At 62.7% G+C, this 15,918-nt stretch carries 19 protein-coding genes; 11 read left to right on the top strand and 8 right to left on the bottom strand.

Features of this window, described 5'->3' with window-relative positions:
* The first annotated feature begins 20 nt into the window (after positions 1 to 20).
* Both L1P09_RS00250 and L1P09_RS00245 read left to right on the top strand, forming a co-directional pair.
* A complete protein-coding gene (locus L1P09_RS00250; protein WP_054904487.1) occupies positions 21 to 569 on the top strand; it encodes a gamma carbonic anhydrase family protein in 549 nt (182 codons plus the stop codon).
* 24 nt (positions 570 to 593) lie between these two features.
* Positions 594 to 1,244 (top strand): HAD family hydrolase, encoded by a 651-nt coding sequence (locus L1P09_RS00245; RefSeq protein WP_054904486.1) that lies wholly within the window; start codon positions 594 to 596, stop codon positions 1,242 to 1,244.
* Between the two features lie 415 nt (positions 1,245 to 1,659).
* Here the strand turns inward: L1P09_RS00245 and L1P09_RS00240 are convergent, their stop codons facing one another.
* Positions 1,660 to 2,733 (bottom strand): aminopeptidase, encoded by a 1,074-nt coding sequence (locus L1P09_RS00240; protein ID WP_054906244.1) that lies wholly within the window; start codon positions 2,731 to 2,733, stop codon positions 1,660 to 1,662.
* An 84-nt stretch (positions 2,734 to 2,817) separates the two neighbouring features.
* Between L1P09_RS00240 and L1P09_RS00235 the strand changes: the two genes are divergently transcribed.
* Positions 2,818 to 3,231, top strand: a complete 414-nt coding sequence (locus tag L1P09_RS00235) for a PA0061/PA0062 family lipoprotein (protein WP_029887968.1) — start codon at positions 2,818 to 2,820, stop codon at positions 3,229 to 3,231.
* A gap of 54 nt (positions 3,232 to 3,285) precedes the next feature.
* Positions 3,286 to 3,699: a PA0061/PA0062 family lipoprotein gene (locus L1P09_RS00230; protein ID WP_054906239.1), complete on the top strand. Its 414-nt coding sequence runs from the start codon at positions 3,286 to 3,288 to the stop codon at positions 3,697 to 3,699.
* A 156-nt stretch (positions 3,700 to 3,855) separates the two neighbouring features.
* Here the strand turns inward: L1P09_RS00230 and L1P09_RS00225 are convergent, their stop codons facing one another.
* Complete coding sequence (locus L1P09_RS00225; protein WP_009682184.1) at positions 3,856 to 4,089, bottom strand: DUF1161 domain-containing protein; 234 nt, start codon at positions 4,087 to 4,089, stop codon at positions 3,856 to 3,858.
* Positions 4,090 to 4,163: 74 nt separating this feature from the next.
* Complete coding sequence (locus tag L1P09_RS00220) at positions 4,164 to 4,589, bottom strand: OsmC family protein (RefSeq protein WP_009682183.1); 426 nt, start codon at positions 4,587 to 4,589, stop codon at positions 4,164 to 4,166.
* Between the two features lie 151 nt (positions 4,590 to 4,740).
* On the opposite strand from L1P09_RS00220, the gene L1P09_RS00215 reads away from it, so the two are divergent.
* Positions 4,741 to 5,745 (top strand): LLM class flavin-dependent oxidoreductase, encoded by a 1,005-nt coding sequence (locus L1P09_RS00215; protein WP_235768303.1) that lies wholly within the window; start codon positions 4,741 to 4,743, stop codon positions 5,743 to 5,745.
* A gap of 37 nt (positions 5,746 to 5,782) precedes the next feature.
* Here the strand turns inward: L1P09_RS00215 and L1P09_RS00210 are convergent, their stop codons facing one another.
* Together L1P09_RS00210 and L1P09_RS00205 are read right to left on the bottom strand one after the other, a co-directional pair.
* A complete protein-coding gene (locus L1P09_RS00210) occupies positions 5,783 to 6,004 on the bottom strand; it encodes a DUF1161 domain-containing protein (RefSeq protein WP_054906241.1) in 222 nt (73 codons plus the stop codon).
* 101 nt (positions 6,005 to 6,105) lie between these two features.
* Entirely contained in the window at positions 6,106 to 6,321 is a 216-nt protein-coding gene (locus tag L1P09_RS00205) for a dodecin (protein ID WP_029887971.1), read from the bottom strand.
* A 150-nt stretch (positions 6,322 to 6,471) separates the two neighbouring features.
* Here L1P09_RS00205 and L1P09_RS00200 point away from each other — a divergent pair, with 150 nt between their 5' ends.
* Positions 6,472 to 6,795, top strand: a complete 324-nt coding sequence (locus L1P09_RS00200) for a DUF883 family protein (RefSeq protein ID WP_009682179.1) — start codon at positions 6,472 to 6,474, stop codon at positions 6,793 to 6,795.
* On the opposite strand, the gene L1P09_RS00195 is transcribed toward L1P09_RS00200, so the two are convergent.
* On the bottom strand, positions 6,792 to 7,688 hold the full coding sequence (locus L1P09_RS00195) for a LysR family transcriptional regulator (RefSeq protein ID WP_054906242.1): 897 nt from the start codon (positions 7,686 to 7,688) through the stop codon (positions 6,792 to 6,794). The two genes, L1P09_RS00200 and L1P09_RS00195, sit on opposite strands and share 4 nt — an antisense overlap.
* Positions 7,689 to 7,796: 108 nt before the next feature.
* Between L1P09_RS00195 and trpB the strand changes: the two genes are divergently transcribed.
* Both trpB and trpA read left to right on the top strand, forming a co-directional pair.
* Positions 7,797 to 9,014, top strand: a complete 1,218-nt coding sequence (trpB, locus tag L1P09_RS00190) for a tryptophan synthase subunit beta (protein WP_029887973.1) — start codon at positions 7,797 to 7,799, stop codon at positions 9,012 to 9,014.
* Positions 9,011 to 9,820 (top strand): tryptophan synthase subunit alpha, encoded by an 810-nt coding sequence (trpA, locus tag L1P09_RS00185; RefSeq protein WP_054906243.1) that lies wholly within the window; start codon positions 9,011 to 9,013, stop codon positions 9,818 to 9,820. The genes trpB and trpA overlap by 4 nt, the downstream gene beginning before the upstream one ends.
* Positions 9,821 to 10,273: 453 nt before the next feature.
* Here the strand turns inward: trpA and L1P09_RS00180 are convergent, their stop codons facing one another.
* A complete protein-coding gene (locus L1P09_RS00180; protein ID WP_009682330.1) occupies positions 10,274 to 10,606 on the bottom strand; it encodes a DOPA 4,5-dioxygenase family protein in 333 nt (110 codons plus the stop codon).
* A 48-nt stretch (positions 10,607 to 10,654) separates the two neighbouring features.
* Entirely contained in the window at positions 10,655 to 11,554 is a 900-nt protein-coding gene (locus L1P09_RS00175; protein WP_009682331.1) for a choline sulfate utilization transcriptional regulator, read from the bottom strand.
* A gap of 108 nt (positions 11,555 to 11,662) precedes the next feature.
* Between L1P09_RS00175 and betC the strand changes: the two genes are divergently transcribed.
* The 3 genes from betC to L1P09_RS00160 all read left to right on the top strand — a co-directional run bounded on the left by betC (position 11,663) and on the right by L1P09_RS00160 (position 15,832).
* Complete coding sequence (gene betC / locus L1P09_RS00170) at positions 11,663 to 13,180, top strand: choline-sulfatase (RefSeq protein WP_235768302.1); 1,518 nt, start codon at positions 11,663 to 11,665, stop codon at positions 13,178 to 13,180.
* A 12-nt stretch (positions 13,181 to 13,192) separates the two neighbouring features.
* Positions 13,193 to 14,122 (top strand): choline ABC transporter substrate-binding protein, encoded by a 930-nt coding sequence (gene choX / locus L1P09_RS00165; protein ID WP_054906120.1) that lies wholly within the window; start codon positions 13,193 to 13,195, stop codon positions 14,120 to 14,122.
* A 144-nt stretch (positions 14,123 to 14,266) separates the two neighbouring features.
* The gene (locus L1P09_RS00160) at positions 14,267 to 15,832 is read left to right on the top strand and encodes a SulP family inorganic anion transporter (RefSeq protein ID WP_054906119.1); all 1,566 of its coding nucleotides are present in this window, start codon (positions 14,267 to 14,269) and stop codon (positions 15,830 to 15,832) included.
* The last annotated feature ends 86 nt before the right edge of the window (positions 15,833 to 15,918 follow it).

Below are 15,918 nucleotides of genomic sequence, written 5' to 3'. Positions count from 1 at the left end.
CACAGATGAGAGACGCTATCATGGCCATTCGCAGCTTCCAGCAACACACTCCGAAAGTGGGGCCCAGGGCATTCGTCGACCGTTCGGCGGTGGTGCTGGGCGACGTTGAAATCGGCGAAGACAGCTCGGTCTGGCCACTGACCGTGGTGCGCGGCGACATGCACCGCATCCGGATTGGTGCGCGCACCAGCGTGCAGGACGGCAGCGTGCTGCATATCACCCACGCCGGCCCGTTCAACCCGGACGGCTTCGCGCTGATCATCGGCGACGAAGTGACCATCGGTCACAAGGTGATGCTGCATGGCTGCACGTTGGGTAACCGCATTCTGGTCGGCATGGGCAGCACGGTCATGGACGGTGCGATCGTGGAGGATGAAGTGATCATTGGCGCCGGCAGCCTGGTGCCGCCAGGCAAACGCCTGATCAGCGGCTACCTGTACATGGGCAGCCCGGTGAAACAGGCGCGGCTGCTCAATGACCAGGAGCGGGCGTTTTTCGCCTACAGCGCCAGCAACTATGTGAAGCTCAAGGACCAGCACCTGGCCGAAGGCTTCGATCAACCTGAATGAGCGCATTCGCGTGGAACCTTGTACATGCACCAGCAAAACATCCTGTTCGACCTCGACGGCACCCTGACCGACCCACGCCTGGGCATCACCCGCTCTATCCAGTATGCCTTGGCAAAGCTGGGCATCGATGAGCCAGACCTGGCCCGCCTCGAGCACTTCATCGGCCCCCCTTTGTTGCAGGCGTTCATGCAGTTCTATGGTTTCGACGAAGCCAAGGCGTGGGAGGCGGTGAACTTCTACCGCGAGCGCTTCCGCGTGACCGGGCTGTACGAAAACCAGGTGTTCGCCGGCGTGCCGGAGCTGCTCCAAGCCCTGAACAGCCAGGGCCGCACGCTGTATATCGCCACCTCTAAACCGTGGGAATTTGCCCGCGAAATTGCTCGGCACTTCGCCTTCGACCACCACTTCAAGGTGATCTACGGCAGCGAACTGGACGGCACGCGCACCAACAAGGTTGAGCTGATTCGCCATTTGCTGGACGAAGAAGGGCTGGACCCGGCGCAGACGCTGATGATCGGTGACCGCAAGCATGACCTGATCGGCGCGCGCAGCAATGGCTTGCAGGCCGTGGCGGTGGGCTATGGGTTTGGTAGCCGGGAGGAGTTGATGGCCGAAGCACCGGCTTTCCACTTCGCCACGCTGGCCGAGATGCATCAGGCATTTATCAAGGCCTGAGGGCCCTCGGGGCTGCTTTGCAGCCCATGCGGTCACTGTGGGAGATTCTATGGTTCCTGCAAGGGTAGCCGCTGCATCTTCAGAGCCTGTGAGATCGAGCGCCGCCCGCGCGGCGCATCGCGAGCTGCGCTCGCTCCTACGTTTGTTTCGGGCCAGTAACGCCTGTGACAGGCGCGCGCGGCCGCCTTGTTTGTACGGCGATATTGAGGCATGCACCAAGGCGTTCGCGCGCAAATCCCACAGGAATAATTGGCCCGAAACAAACGTAGGAGCGAGCGCAGCTCGCGATTGCGCCGCGCGGGCGGCGCTCGCTCTAACAGGCGCTGCATACCTTGTGGCAAACACCTATCAGCCCTGATGCGCCCCCCGTGGGAGTTGGCTTGCCGACGATGGGCCGCAACGCCGCCCCAAAGTCTCACCGGCCAGCCATCAACTTCTGCAACGCCGCCCTCCTTTCAGCGATGGGCAACCTCCCCAACTGCTCAACCCGTTCATAGAACCGCCCCCAATCCCCGCCAACCTCGCGAAACACCGCCGCAAACGCCGGCACCCACTGGTCATACAGCCCGAACGGCAACAGCTTGGCATTGTTCATGGGCCCGTACACCCAGGCGTCAAAGCGCTTGTCGCCGCCCCACTGGCTGTCCCGCACCTGCTGGTAGTCACGCCTGAGCCGCGCGAACTCCGCCCGCTTGGCCTGGCGCTTGTGCGCATCATCCAGCGGCCCGGCGTAAATCGCCTGCAACCGCTCGCGGCTGGCCAGCACCAGTTGGATAAACTGCTCCCGCTGCTGCCCCTGATCGCCACCCACCGCAGCCAGGCCACGCGCCGCGCGCCATTGCCGGGTGCCTTCCTGTTCGACGAACGAGGCAAAGGACTCGTTGAACTCGGTGTCGTCCTGCACATAAAAGCGCTGGTGCGCCAGCTCGTGAAAGATCAAGGTCGCCAGGCGTTCGTCACCCCAGCCCACCATCGACGACAGAATAGGGTCGTCGAACCAGCCCAAGGTGGAATAGGCCTCCACCCCGCCCACGTACACATCCAGCCCTTCCTCACGCATCAACGCTGCCGCGCCACGTGCTGCACCTTGCTGGTAGTAGCCGCGGTACGCCACGCAACCCGCTATCGGAAAACAGTGGGTCACCGGTTGCAGTGAGAGCTCTGGCGTGGCGAAAACATTCCAAACCACATAGGGGCGCCCAAGGTCGGCGTATACCCGGTAGCTGCGGTTATCCGGCAGCTTCAGCTGCTGGCTGGCAAACGCCCGCGCCTGTTCCGCCCGTTGCAGGCGCGCCCGTAACAGGGGAGGGGTAGCAGGGTCGGCGACCACCTGTTCCACCGGTTGCCGCGCGCGCAGCAGTTGCCACTGGCCTTGCGCAAGCTGGCCGTAATAGGCCGCACTGCTGCAACCACTCAGCAGAAGCACCGCCAGCAGCGGAACCAAACGGGTGAAAACGCGGTCGAGTGGCCCAGGGCCTGAGCGCTGCAAAAGAAAAAGTCGAAGCATCGGGACTGTCTGACTCGCTCAAGGCCGATTCGCTCCAAGACTATCTCGCCACGGGGGAGTTTCGCCATGCGTGCATTGTGGGTCGCCGGTTCACTGTTGCTGTTATCTGCCTGTTCAACGCTGCCAGACCCAGACCCGAACCAGGCCTGGATCGACCTCACGCCCTACGACAACACCTCGTTGCACGCGGTGCAGGTCGATGAGCGCGATTGGGCCGACAATCGGTACTTCGAAGTGCAGCCTGGCAGCCACGAGTTGACCGTGCGCTACCAGTTTCCGGTCAACCCCAGCAACATCGGCCCGGTCGACCAACCCCTGTGGCGAGATTGCCAGGTAAAGCTGGCGTTCAAAGACTTCAACGCCGGGCAACGCTATCAGCTGCAGGCCGGGAGCATCGGCTTCCGCCCGTGGGTGAAGTTGTATGACCAGCAACAAAAACTGCTGGGCCAGGGCCTGCCAGCGGGCTGCCAGCACACCTAACCACGCAAACGGCGCTATGCTGTTAACGTGCCAATCGCAAGTGGGAGCTTTGCCATGCGCCAGCCCATGATGCTGATCGCCCTCAGTGCACTGGGGGCTTGCGCCAGCCCCTTGCCGCCGGTCGACCCCAAGCAAGCCTGGGTCGACTTGTACACCATGACCCCCGGCCGGGTAATCATGGCCGACCGCCTTGACGGGAAGCGCCTGGAAGACGGCCGATACTTTCAGGTAACCCCCGGCAAGCATGAACTGGTCGTGCGCTTCGATTACGAGATCTACTCTGGCGGGATGCTGACCGACCCCAGGGACCGTACCTGTTACCTGACTGTGCGCTTCGATGACTTCAAGGCTGGGGAACGTTATCGCCTGGAGGCGCGGGCGCCGGTAATGGAGCCGCAGGTATTGCTGTATGACGCCAGCCGCACGGTGCTGGTGAATGAGCCTAGCGATGTGTTCTGTATTCCGTAGGCGGGAGTGTGCGGGTAGGGGCTGCTGCCGGTAGGGGGGGCTGCGAGTCAGGGGCTGCTGCGCAGCCCATCGCGACGCAAGGTCGCTCCCACAGGGGCCTGTGGAAGCGGGCTTTTGTCGCAAATGGGCCGCGAAGCGGCCACTCATGCTCGAGCGCTAGCGATCATTCTTCTGGTAAATGATCTTCTTGGTCCCGCCGTCGCACGTCCCGACCACCATGTTCGGGTCCTGGACCTCACTGTTAGGCACGATCTCCAGGGTGTACGAAGCCACCCCTTGGGCCTGGATCTTGGCCTCGATCTCGGCTTTCAGTTCCTCGCACGGCTTGACCGCCGCCAGCGCAGACGTGGCGACCAGCGAAGCGAACACGGCGATTGCTACGCGAATCATGGAACGGCTCCTGAAAAGGCAGTATTGCTGCCGACATTGGTTAGACTACAGCAAACTGCCATCGTTGCGCCGCTTCAGCCCACCAACGCCGCATCCAGGCTGATCTTGGCGTTGAGCACCTTCGACACCGGGCAGCCTGCTTTGGCCTTGTTGGCAATCTCCATGAACTGCGCCTCGCTGGCGCCTGGCACCTTGGCTCGCAACACCAGGTGTACAGCGGTAATGGCAAAACCATCAGGCTGCTTGTCGAGGGTGACTTCCGCCGCCGTGTCGATCCGGTCCGGGGTGAGCCCGGCCTCGCCGAGCATCATCGACAGCGCCATCGAGAAGCAGCCCGCATGCGCCGCACCGATCAGTTCCTCTGGGTTGGTACCCGGCGTGTCCTCGAAACGGGTGTTGAAGCCATAAGGGTTCTGCTTGAGGGCGCCGCTTTCGGTTGAAAGCAGGCCTTTGCCGTCCTTCAAACCACCTTGCCAGATCGCCGATGCTGTTTTCTTCATGATGCCTCCTTGTCACTCGGTTACGTGCCTATGGGTTCAGAGGTCCGGTACGCCCGGCAAGTTCAGAGCAATTGCGCCCCCCATTGAATCCAACGATTACGCCCATACAGAGTCATAAAGGCCTCTGGCCAATCATTCTTGCGGAGGCCCCATGACGCAGCTACGTGACCTGAAGATTTCCACCCTCGACCTTGTGCCCGTTCGCGCCGATGCCGGCCCGGCGCAGTCGCTGCGCAACTCCCTGGACTTGGCGCAGCATGTCGAACGCTTCGGCTACAACCGCTTCTGGGTGGCCGAACACCACAACATGGACGGCATCGCCAGCTCGGCAACCTCGGTGCTTATCGGCTACCTCGCCGGGGGCACTTCGAGCATTCGCGTAGGCTCCGGCGGGGTCATGCTGCCCAACCATGCGCCGTTGGTGATCGCCGAGCAGTTCGGCACCCTCGCCAACCTGTACCCGGGGCGCATCGACCTCGGCCTTGGCCGTGCGCCAGGCTCCGACCAGATGACTGCATACGCCTTGCGCCGAGACCGCGCAGGTGGCCCGGACGATTTCCCGGACGATGTCGAAGAGCTGTCACGCTACCTTGGCCCCCGAACCGATGATCAAAAAGTGATCGCTGTGCCTGGCCACGACACCGATGTGCCCATGTGGCTGCTGGGCTCCAGCCTGTTCAGCGCGCAACTGGCCGGTATGCGCGGCATGCCCTATGCCTTCGCCTCGCACTTCGCGCCGCGTTACATGCACGAGGCAATCCGCGTGTATCGCAACCACTTCAAACCGTCCACCACGCTGGACAAACCCTATGTGATGCTGGGTATTCCCATGGTGGTTGCCGAAACCGATAAACAGGCCGAATACCTGGCCACTTCGGTGTACCAGCGCATTCTGGCGCTGATTCGCGGGCAGAGCCTGATGCAGAAACCCCCGGTACCCAGCATGGACGGCTTATGGCTGCCCCATGAACGCGATGCGGTAGGCAGCTTCCTGGGGTTGGCGATGATTGGCAGCCCGCAGAAAGTGCGCGCCAAAGTGGAGGTGTTGCTGGAGCAAACCGGGGCGGACGAGCTGATGTTTACCTGTGACCTGTACGAGCATGCAGACCGTATCCGCGCTTATGAGCTGCTGGCGCAGGCTTTGAAGAGCGAGTGAACCCCTTCGCGAGTGCCCCCGCGAAGGGGCCACCGCGTCAGCCGCGGCGGTAGACGATTTCCTTGGTGCCGCCTTCGCAGCTGCCGATCACCTTGCCCGCCGGGTCGCCCTTTTCGACGATCTCCAGCTTGTAGCCAACAACCCCCTTGGCATCGAGCTTGGCGGCAATTTCCGCTTTCAGCTCCTCGCAGGGTTTGCCCGCCGCCATCGCGCCACCGGCCAGCGTCATCAGGCCCAGCGCCAGTATCAGTTTGTTCATCACTTGCATTCCTTGTGCAGATGAAACCAGAAAGGGGCGCCCACCAGGGCGCCCTGTTCCTAATACCCCATCAGTGCAACCTGTTCCAGCCTGGCTGTGTTTCAGCTATTGGCGATACGGAAGCCCACCTTCAACGTCACCTGGAAGTGCGCGACCTTGTTGTCGCGAATGTGGCCACGGGTTTCGGCCACCTCGAACCACTCCATGTGCTTGATGCTCTGGCCGGCTTCGGCCAGGGCATTGTTGATTGCTTCTTCGATGCTGGTAGGCGAAGACCCCACCAGTTCGACCTTCTTGTAGGTGTGATGATCGGTCATGAGCGCTCTCCTTGGGTAACAGTGATATTCAGCCTGGCAGTGCGAGCCTGGTTTACCTGCGAGCTGTCATCAGGGGCGAAAGTTCGATCGCACTTTCGTGCAGCCCAAGGGTCGCACTTCATAGAGTCCATACTGCAAAGGAGAGTCAACATGCCCCGCAATTCGCTGCGTAAAACATCCCTGGAAAGCATGGAAGCAGAGATCGAAAGCCTGCTGAAAAGCCTGGAAAGCCTGAAGCACGATGCCTCCGAAGAAACCCAGAAATCAGTCAAGGCCATGCGCAGCAACGCCGAGAGTGCCCTGCGCCATTCGCGCAGCCTGCTGAGCGATGCCTATGAGGAAGTCAAGGAGCGTACCCGCCAGACCGGCATCGCCACCCGCGACTATGCCCAAGAGCACCCGTATACCACTGCCGGTGTAGCCATCGGCGCCCTGGGTCTGCTGGCAGCTTACTTGCTGTGCAAGCGCAACTAAGCGCTCTGCCCTAGCAGTTCTCCCCGCAACCATTGCGCCAGTTGCTCGGCGCGCCCGTCAGCGGCGCGCCGAGGTACCCACAGCGTCAGCGCCGCCGGGGTCGGTGAGAAGCCCCACGGCGCACTCAGGCGGCCCGCCCGCAGGTCATCGGCGACCAGTGGTTGCGGCGCGATCGCCACGCCCAGTCCCGCCACCGCAGCTTCCAACAGGTAATACAAATGCTCGAAAGCCTGCCCGTAGTGCATGGCAGTTGGCTCCAGACCCTGCTGCGCCGCCCAGGTCGGCCAAGCCTGTGGACGTGAGGTGGTGTGCAATACGGTTTCTTCGAGCAAAGCTTTGGCTGGCGCCCCCTGCAAGCGCTGATAACCGGCGAAGTGCGGGCTCAGCACCGGGCCGATACGCTCCTCGGCCAACACATGCACCTGCATGTCTGCCGGCCACGGTGGCTCGGCATACACCAATAGCGCATCCAGCCCTGGTCGTCTTGGATCGAGGTCGCCCTCACCGGCTGAAAGGTGCAGGCGCAGCTCTGGCAGGTCTGCCTGCAAACGCCCCAACCGCGGGATGAACCAGCGCGCCAGCAGGCTGCCTGAGCAACCCAGTACGAACGGGGCCTCGCGGGTGTCGCGGCTCAGTTCGGCACATGCACTGCGCAAGCGGTCGAACGCCTCGACACTGGCATCGCGCAGTCGCAGCCCGGCATCTGTGAGTTTGATGCCACGCCCGTCCTTGACGAACAACGCCACCCCCAGATGCTCCTCAAGCACCTTGATCTGCCGGCTCACGGCACCATGGGTAACGTGCAACGCCTCGGCCGCCTGGCTGACACTGTTAAGCCGGGCAGTGGCCTCGAAAGCACGCAGGGCATTGAGGGGAGGGAGGTCGTGAGCCATTACCTGTGAGTTTTCCTGACAAGTTTGCGCAATCTTATCGGTTTTCAGCCGGGCCTGTCGTGGTTAGAGTAAAGCCCATCACTCATTGCCTAAGCCCTGGAGCGCCCCATGACCCAGTCCCAATACCGCCCCGGCCCCGACGCCAATGGCCTGTTCGGCTCGTTCGGCGGCCGCTATGTGGCCGAAACCCTCATGCCACTGGTGCTGGACCTGGCCCGGGAATACGAAGCGGCCAAGGCCGACCCGCAATTCCTCGAAGAGCTGGCCTATTTCCAGCGCGACTACATCGGCCGCCCCAACCCGCTGTACTTCGCCGAGCGCCTGACCGAACACTGCGGCGGCGCGAAGATCTTCTTCAAGCGTGAAGAGCTCAACCACACCGGCGCGCACAAGGTGAACAACTGCATCGGCCAGGTGCTGCTGGCCAAGCGCATGGGCAAGAAACGCCTGATCGCCGAAACCGGCGCCGGCATGCACGGCGTGGCGACCGCTACCGTCGCTGCGCGCTTCGGCCTGCCTTGCGTGATCTACATGGGCGCCACCGATATCGAACGCCAGCAGGCCAACGTGTTCCGCATGAAGCTGCTGGGCGCCGAGATCGTTCCGGTTACCGCGGGCACCGGCACCCTCAAGGACGCCATGAACGAAGCGCTGCGCGACTGGGTGACCAACGTCGACGACACGTTCTACCTGATCGGCACCGTGGCGGGCCCGCACCCATACCCAGCAATGGTCCGCGACTTCCAGTCGATCATCGGCAAGGAAACCCGTGCCCAGTTGCAGGAAAAGGAAGGCCGCCTGCCGGACAGCCTGGTCGCCTGCGTGGGGGGTGGCTCCAACGCCATGGGCCTGTTCCATGAGTTCCTCGAAGAGCCAAGCGTACAGATCATCGGCGTTGAAGCCGGCGGCCACGGTGTGCACACCGACAAGCATGCTGCCAGCCTGAACGGCGGTGTGCCCGGCGTACTGCACGGCAACCGCACCTATCTGTTGCAGGACGATGACGGCCAGATTACCGACGCTCACTCGATTTCGGCCGGCCTCGACTACCCGGGCATCGGCCCCGAGCATGCCTACCTGCATGAGGTGAAGCGCGTTGAATACGTCAGCATCACCGATGACGAAGCACTGGATGCGTTCCACGCCACGTGCCGCCTGGAGGGCATCATCCCGGCCCTGGAAAGCGCTCACGCCCTGGCCGAGGCAATCAAGCGCGCCCCGCAGCTGCCCAAGGACCACCTGATGGTGATCTGCCTGTCGGGCCGCGGCGACAAAGACATGCAAACCGTCATGAGCCACATGGCCGCCCAGGAGAAACAGGCATGAGCCGTCTAGAACAACGCTTCGCCGAGTTGAAAGCCGAAAGCCGCTCGGCACTGGTCACCTTCGTTACCGCAGGCGACCCGGGTTATGACGCCTCGCTGCAGATCCTCAAGGGCCTGCCTGCTGCAGGCGCCGATGTGATCGAACTGGGCATGCCATTCACCGACCCAATGGCCGATGGCGTAGCCATCCAGCTCGCTACCCTGCGCGCGTTGGAAGCGGGCCAGAACCTGGCCAAGACCCTGCAGATGGTTCGTGAATTCCGTGTGGACAACCACACCACGCCGATCGTGCTGATGGGCTACTACAACCCGATCCACCGTTTTGGCGTGGAAGCGTTCGTGAATGAAGCCAAGCAGGCTGGCGTCGATGGCCTGATCATCGTCGACCTGCCGCCAGAGCACGATGCAGAACTGGCGACCCCGGCCCAGGCTGCAGGTATCGACTTCATTCGCCTGACCACCCCGACCACCGACGACGCGCGCCTGCCGCGTGTGCTGGCGCGCAGCTCCGGGTTCGTCTACTACGTGTCCGTGGCCGGTGTGACCGGGGCCGGCTCGGCGACCACCGAGCACGTGACCGAAGCCATTGCCCGCCTGCGTCGGCATACCGACCTGCCGATCAGCGTTGGCTTCGGCATTCGCACCCCAGAGCAGGCGGCGAACATCGCCCGGCTGGCCGATGGCGTGGTAGTGGGCTCGGCGCTGGTCGACAAGATTGCCCAGGCCAACACGGCCGAACAGGCGGTGAGCGATGTGTTGAGCCTGTGCTCGGCACTGGCGGAAGGGGTGCGCGGCGCCCGTCGCTGACCGGCGTCGGCTTCATCGCCGGCAAGCCAGATTCCACAAGGATTCCACAGGGCCTGAGGGTGGCGCTGTACCTGTGGGAGATTCTATGGTTCCTGGCAAGGGTAGCCGCTGCATCTTCAGTGCCTGTGAGATCGAGCGCCGCCCGCGCGGCGCATCGCGAGCTGCGCTCGCTCCTACGTTTGTTTCGGGCCAATTATTCCTGTGGGATTCGCGCGCGAACGCCTTGGCGCATGCCTCAAAATCGCGTCGTACGAACAAGGCGGCCGCGCGCATCTGGCACAGGGGTTACTGGCCCGAAACAAACGTAGGAGCGAGCGCAGCTCGCGATGCGCCGCGCGGGCGGCGCTCGCTCTAACAGGCGCTGCATACCTTGTGGCAAACACCTGTCAGCCCTGATGCGATCCCCGTGGGAGCTGGCTTGCCAGCGATGAGCACAACACAAGCACTGAAGGTTCAGCCCCCAAAAACCGACAGGTTCAACGGCCTCACTGCCCCCATCCAGATCGCATGGTCCCGATGGTCTGCCAGTTCATCACCGGTCAGCGGGTGCATGAACACCACCAAACCCTGGCGATGCAGTGCCAACCAAGGCAATACCACCCCCACCACTTCCGGACCGAAAGCCAGCTGGCAGCTCCAGTCCGGGTGCGGGCCCACCGGTTTCTGGTGCATGCGCCCCATGCTCACGGGAAACAGCCGCGCCGCTTCCTCACACAGCGCCCGAGCCTGCTCCAGGGTCGCTGCATCATAGTAAATGTGGGCGTGGTAACCCTTGATCCTCTGCACGATACCTCCTGGGCCCAAAACCCGCGTGACTCTGCGCCGAACTCACCCTTACCGGCTTCGCTCGTGCTCCAACCAACCTACGAACCGTTCGATCAAAGCGCCCCGGCGTTTGCGCGGCGGCAACACCGCATAATAACCGCGTTCCGAGCGCAGGCTGCCCTCCAGTGGCCGGCAGAGCAAACCCTGCTCGACCAGCCCATCCACCAGGTGCCCCCAGCCAATCGCCACCCCTTGCCCGGCAATCGCCGCCTGTATCAGCAGCGTGTAGTTATCGAACCGCAGTTGCCCGGCTGGCGGTGGGCTGGCCACGCCAAACCCGCGAAACACACCCGCCCAGTCAAACCAGCGGCTGGCCTGCTCACCTTTGAGGTGCAACAACGGCAAGCGCTGCAAAGCCACGGCTGACATGGGTTTGCCATGAATCAGGCGGGGGCTGCACACCGGGAAAACCTCCTCATCGAACAACCAGCGGCTTTCGCCCTGATGAAAGCGCCCATCACCAAACAGCACGGCCACATCGATGTCCGGGCGCAACATGCCCTGGCTGCGCTCACCGGTCACCAGGCTGACATCCACGTGTGGATAAGCCTCGTGAAAGCGCTGCAGGCGCGGCATCAGCCAGAACGCCGCGAACGCGAAGTCGGTGGCCACCTGCAGCACTTCACGCTGGCCGCGCCCACTGACCTGGGCAATACCTTCGTCCATGGCCTGCAACCCTTGGTGCACATGCTCGAACAACAGCTGGCCGGCCTCGGTGAGTTCGATCCCGCGGTAAACCCGATCGAACAGGCGTGTGCCCAACTGTGCCTCCAGCCGTTTTACCTGCTGGCTTACCGCAGGCTGGGTGGTGCCCAGCGCCAGGGCCGCCGCAGTGAAGCCACGCAAACGGGCCGCGGCCTCGAACACCCGCAACGTATCCAGCGACAGTTCGGCAAAGCGCTCAAACATAAGCTTGGCTAATCCCAGTCATTGCCCGCCATGGGCTTTACCCATGTTATCCACAGTCGCATCTTTATAGGCAAGCGGTTCGCATAACCTTCAACGATGGAAGCTAGCATGACACGCCCGAATATCCTGTTCATCATGGCCGACCAAATGGCCGCACCCCTGCTGCCCATTTATGGGCCTTCACCCATTCAGATGCCGCACCTCAGCCGCCTGGCCGAGCAGGCCGTGGTGTTCGATTCAGCCTACTGCAACAGCCCGCTATGCGCGCCGTCGCGCTTCACCCTGGTCAGCGGCCAGCTCCCAAGCCGCATCGGTGCCTACGACAATGCTGCCGATTTCCCCGCCGACGTGCCGACCTACGCCCACTACCTGCGCCGCCTGGGCTACCGCACGGCGCTGTCGGGCAAGATGCATTTCTGCGGCCCGGACCAGCTGCATGGTTACGAGGAACGCCTGACCAGCGACATCTACCCGGCCGATTATGGCTGGGCAGTGAACTGGGATGAGCCGGATGTGCGCCCAAGCTGGTACCACAACATGTCCTCGGTACTGCAGGCAGGCCCCTGCGTGCGTACCAACCAGCTGGATTTCGATGAGGAGGTGGTGTTCAAGGCGCGCCAGTACCTCTACGACCACGTGCGCGAGAATGACGGCCGGCCGTTTTGCCTGACCGTGTCGATGACCCACCCCCACGATCCGTACACCATTCCCAAGCACTACTGGGATCGCTACGAGGGTGTGGATATCCCCATGCCCGGCACCGAATTCAGCCAGGCAGAACTGGACCCGCATTCGCAGCGCCTGCTCAAGGTCTATGACCTGTGGAACAAACCCCTACCGGTGGACAAGATCCGCGATGCACGCCGGGCCTATTTCGGCGCCTGCAGCTACATCGACGACAACATCGGCAAGCTGTTGCAGACCTTGCAAGAGTGCGACCTGGCCGACGACACCCTGATCGTGTTCTCCGGCGACCACGGCGACATGCTCGGCGAGCGTGGCCTTTGGTACAAGATGCACTGGTTCGAAATGTCGGCGCGGGTGCCACTGTTGGTTCATGCACCGCAGCGCTTTGCCGCCAGCCGTGTCAGCGCCTCGGTATCGACCTGTGACCTGTTACCGACCCTGGTCGAATTGGCGGGCGGAGCTGTGGATAACACCCTGCATCTGGATGGCCGCTCACTGCTTGGCCACCTGCAAGGGCAGGGCGGCCACGACGAAGTGATCGGCGAATACATGGCCGAAGGCACTGTCGGGCCGCTGATGATGATCCGCCGCGGGCCTTACAAATTCGTGTACGGCGAAGACGACCCTTGCCTACTCTATGATCTTGACCGCGACCCGCACGAGCGGGAGAACCTCGCCAGCAGCCCGGACCACCAGGCGCTGCTGCAGGCGTTCGTCGAGGAAGCCCGACAGCGTTGGGACATGCCCAGCTTGCGCCAGCAGGTACTGGCCAGCCAGCGCCGTCGCCGCCTGGTGGCCGAAGCGCTGGCTACCGGCAAGCTGCACAGCTGGGACCATCAACCATGGGTAGATGCCAGCCAACAGTACATGCGTAACCACATTGATCTCGACGACATCGAGCGCAAGGCACGTTACCCACAGCCCGCCCCCCTGGATTGAGAAGAGGCCGCCATGCACACGTTTTCCGCCGCCGTACTCACCCTGGCCTTGGGCCTGGGTATCACCCCGGCCCACGCCGCCGACGACGATGCACAATGCAGCACGGTAAAAATGGCCGACCCTGGCTGGAGCGACATAGCCACGACCAACGCCGTGGCCCGGCTGCTACTGGAAAGTCTGGGCTACCAGGTGAAGATCGACAGCCTGGCGGTGCCGATCATCTACGGCGGCCTGAAGGACGGCCGTGTGGATGCCTTCCTTGGCAACTGGATGCCGGCGCAACAGGGCTTTCATGACAAGTTCGTCGCCAATGGGGATGTGCAGCAGTTGTCGCGCAACCTGGAAGGCACCGAGTTCACCTTGGCCGTGCCGGACTACGTCTGGAATGCCGGGGTCAAGGATTTCGCCGACCTGCACAAGCACGCCGACCAGTTCGACAAGAAGCTGTACGGCATCGGTTCCGGCGCACCGGCCAACCTGTTGCTCAAACAAATCATCGACAACAATGAGTTCGACCTTGGCCAGTGGAAACTGGTCGAATCCAGCGAGCAGGCGATGTTGACGCAGGTCGACCGCGCCGTGAAGAAGCAGCAATTCATCACTTTCCTAGGCTGGACGCCACATCCGATGAATGTGAAGCTGAAGATGCACTACCTCACGGGCGGGGAAAAATGGTTCGGTAGCAAAGGCCAGGTGTACACCCTGACGCGCAAGGGTTATCCACAGGCCTGCCCGAATGCGGCAAAGCTGCTGGGCAACCTGAAGTTCACACTGGACATGGAAAACAGCATCATGGCCCAGGTCGTGGACAAGAAGATCAGCTTCGACGACGCGGCCAGGGCTTGGGTCAAGACGCACCCCGAGTTACTGGAAGGGTGGTTGGCCGGGGTCACCACCAAAGCCGATGGCGATGCCTTGGAGGCCGTCAAAGCCAAACTATGAACTCACCAGCAATACACCTAACCTGTGGGAGCGGCCATGCCCGCGAACACCGGCAAAGCCGGTGCCATCTATAGCGGTGGGTTCTTCGAGGGCATGCCCGCTCCCACAGGTCAGGTGCATTTAATCAAGGATTGTGGATAACCCATGCATCGTATCATCCACCTGCTGCCATTCCTCGCCTGGCTCCCGCGCCAATCGGTCCGCAGCCTGCGCCAGGACCTGCTGGTGGGCCTGGGCGGTGCCATCCTCGCGCTGCCGCAGTCCATCGCCTATGCCCTGATCGCCGGCCTGCCTGCCGAATACGGCCTGTACGCCGCCATCGTGCCGGTATTGATCGCCTGCCTGTGGGGTTCGTCCTGGCACCTGATCTGCGGCCCGACCGCGGCCATCTCCATCGTGCTCTACGCCAGCATCAGCCCATTGGCCGTGGCTGGGAGTTCGGACTACATCACGCTGGTGCTGCTGCTCACCTTCCTCGGCGGGGTCTTTCAACTGCTGCTGGGGCTGCTGCGCTTCGGTGCGCTGGTCAATTTCGTCTCGCATTCCGTAGTGCTCGGCTTCACCCTTGGCGCCGCGGTCGTCATTGCCCTGGGGCAATTGCCCAACCTGCTGGGCATGGACCTGCCCAGCCAGGCCACGGCGCTGAAAACCGTACAGGACCTGGCCAGCCATGCCGGCGAAATCAATGTGCCATCCTTGCTGTTGGGCCTGGCCACCGTGGTTATCGGTGTGGCGCTCAAACTCTGGCGCCCGCGCTGGCCCAGCCTGTTGATAAGCCTGATCGCGGTGAGCCTGGTGGCCTGGCTGCTGCCGGGCTGGTTTGGCCATGTGCCGAGGGTCGCGGCATTCACCGGCCAGCTTCCACCCTTGAGCCCGCTGCCCTTGCTGGACGTGGAGCTGATTCTGCGCCTGCTGCCCAGTGCCGTGGCGGTAGGTATGCTGGGGTTGGTCACCAGCCTGTCGATTGCCCGGTCGTTGTCGGCACGCTCGGAACAGCTGATCGACCCTGATCAGGAAATTCGCGCCCAGGGCGTGTCGAACATCGTTGGCGCGTTCTTCTCGGGTTACCTGTCTGCTGGCTCCTTCACCCGTTCGGGCCTGAGCTACGAAGCAGGTGCCCGCTCCCCCATGGCCGGGGTGTTTTCGGCGCTATGGGTGGCGCTGTTCGCCATCACCGGTGCTGGCTTGATCGCACAGTTGCCGATCCCCGCCATGGCCGGCAGCATTCTGTTGATCTGCTGGGGGCTGGTGGACCGCCAAGCCATCCGCGCGCTGTTTCGGGTCAGCCGTTCGGAGTTCTTGGTAATGGCGCTGACGGCGGCGGCAACCTTGCTGCTGGAGTTGCAGACGGCGATCTATGCCGGGGTGCTGGCGTCGCTGTTCTTCTACCTCAAACGCACATCACGGCCACGGGTGCAGCAAAGCCGCGAAGGTGAAGCGGATGTGCTGCGGGTAGGTGGCTCGATCTTCTTTGGCGCGGCGCACTACCTGCAAGTACATTTGCAGCTGTGCCAAGGCCCGCATGTGGTGATCGATGCGCGGCAGGTGAATTTCATTGACTACTCGGGTGTAGACATGTTGCACCGCGAGGCACGGCGCTTGCGGCGCCTGGGCGGGAGCCTGACCTTGCACCGGGCCAGGCCGCAGGTGATCGAGGAATTGCAGAAGCTGGAAGGGGCGCAGTTGTGCCCGATCCGGTTTGAGGAATGAGGTTGAGTTGAGATTTGGGGCTGCTTTGCAGCCCATCGCGACGCAAGGCCGCTCCCACAAGGGATGGGTGTACGCCGACCCAACGC

Origin of the sequence: Pseudomonas juntendi, from assembly GCF_021560075.1 — a bacterium.
Lineage (GTDB): Bacteria > Pseudomonadota > Gammaproteobacteria > Pseudomonadales > Pseudomonadaceae > Aquipseudomonas > Aquipseudomonas juntendi.
Note: the sequence above shows the minus strand (reverse complement) of the source record. Positions and strands in the feature narration are given on the sequence as shown.

What these genes read in the sequence shown, in the direction of transcription:
- L1P09_RS00250 (WP_054904487.1), top strand. Translation starts at nt 21, where the DNA reads ATGGCCATTCGCAGCTTCCAGCAACACACTCCGAAAGTGGGGCCCAGG.
- L1P09_RS00245 (WP_054904486.1), top strand. Translation starts at nt 594, where the DNA reads ATGCACCAGCAAAACATCCTGTTCGACCTCGACGGCACCCTGACCGAC.
- L1P09_RS00235 (WP_029887968.1), top strand. Translation starts at nt 2,818, where the DNA reads ATGCGTGCATTGTGGGTCGCCGGTTCACTGTTGCTGTTATCTGCCTGT.
- L1P09_RS00230 (WP_054906239.1), top strand. Translation starts at nt 3,286, where the DNA reads ATGCGCCAGCCCATGATGCTGATCGCCCTCAGTGCACTGGGGGCTTGC.
- L1P09_RS00225 (WP_009682184.1), bottom strand. Translation starts at nt 4,089, where the DNA reads ATGATTCGCGTAGCAATCGCCGTGTTCGCTTCGCTGGTCGCCACGTCT.
- L1P09_RS00220 (WP_009682183.1), bottom strand. Translation starts at nt 4,589, where the DNA reads ATGAAGAAAACAGCATCGGCGATCTGGCAAGGTGGTTTGAAGGACGGC.
- L1P09_RS00215 (WP_235768303.1), top strand. Translation starts at nt 4,741, where the DNA reads ATGACGCAGCTACGTGACCTGAAGATTTCCACCCTCGACCTTGTGCCC.
- L1P09_RS00210 (WP_054906241.1), bottom strand. Translation starts at nt 6,004, where the DNA reads ATGAACAAACTGATACTGGCGCTGGGCCTGATGACGCTGGCCGGTGGC.
- L1P09_RS00205 (WP_029887971.1), bottom strand. Translation starts at nt 6,321, where the DNA reads ATGACCGATCATCACACCTACAAGAAGGTCGAACTGGTGGGGTCTTCG.
- L1P09_RS00200 (WP_009682179.1), top strand. Translation starts at nt 6,472, where the DNA reads ATGCCCCGCAATTCGCTGCGTAAAACATCCCTGGAAAGCATGGAAGCA.
- L1P09_RS00195 (WP_054906242.1), bottom strand. Translation starts at nt 7,688, where the DNA reads ATGGCTCACGACCTCCCTCCCCTCAATGCCCTGCGTGCTTTCGAGGCC.
- trpB (WP_029887973.1), top strand. Translation starts at nt 7,797, where the DNA reads ATGACCCAGTCCCAATACCGCCCCGGCCCCGACGCCAATGGCCTGTTC.
- trpA (WP_054906243.1), top strand. Translation starts at nt 9,011, where the DNA reads ATGAGCCGTCTAGAACAACGCTTCGCCGAGTTGAAAGCCGAAAGCCGC.
- L1P09_RS00175 (WP_009682331.1), bottom strand. Translation starts at nt 11,554, where the DNA reads ATGTTTGAGCGCTTTGCCGAACTGTCGCTGGATACGTTGCGGGTGTTC.
- betC (WP_235768302.1), top strand. Translation starts at nt 11,663, where the DNA reads ATGACACGCCCGAATATCCTGTTCATCATGGCCGACCAAATGGCCGCA.
- choX (WP_054906120.1), top strand. Translation starts at nt 13,193, where the DNA reads ATGCACACGTTTTCCGCCGCCGTACTCACCCTGGCCTTGGGCCTGGGT.
- L1P09_RS00160 (WP_054906119.1), top strand. Translation starts at nt 14,267, where the DNA reads ATGCATCGTATCATCCACCTGCTGCCATTCCTCGCCTGGCTCCCGCGC.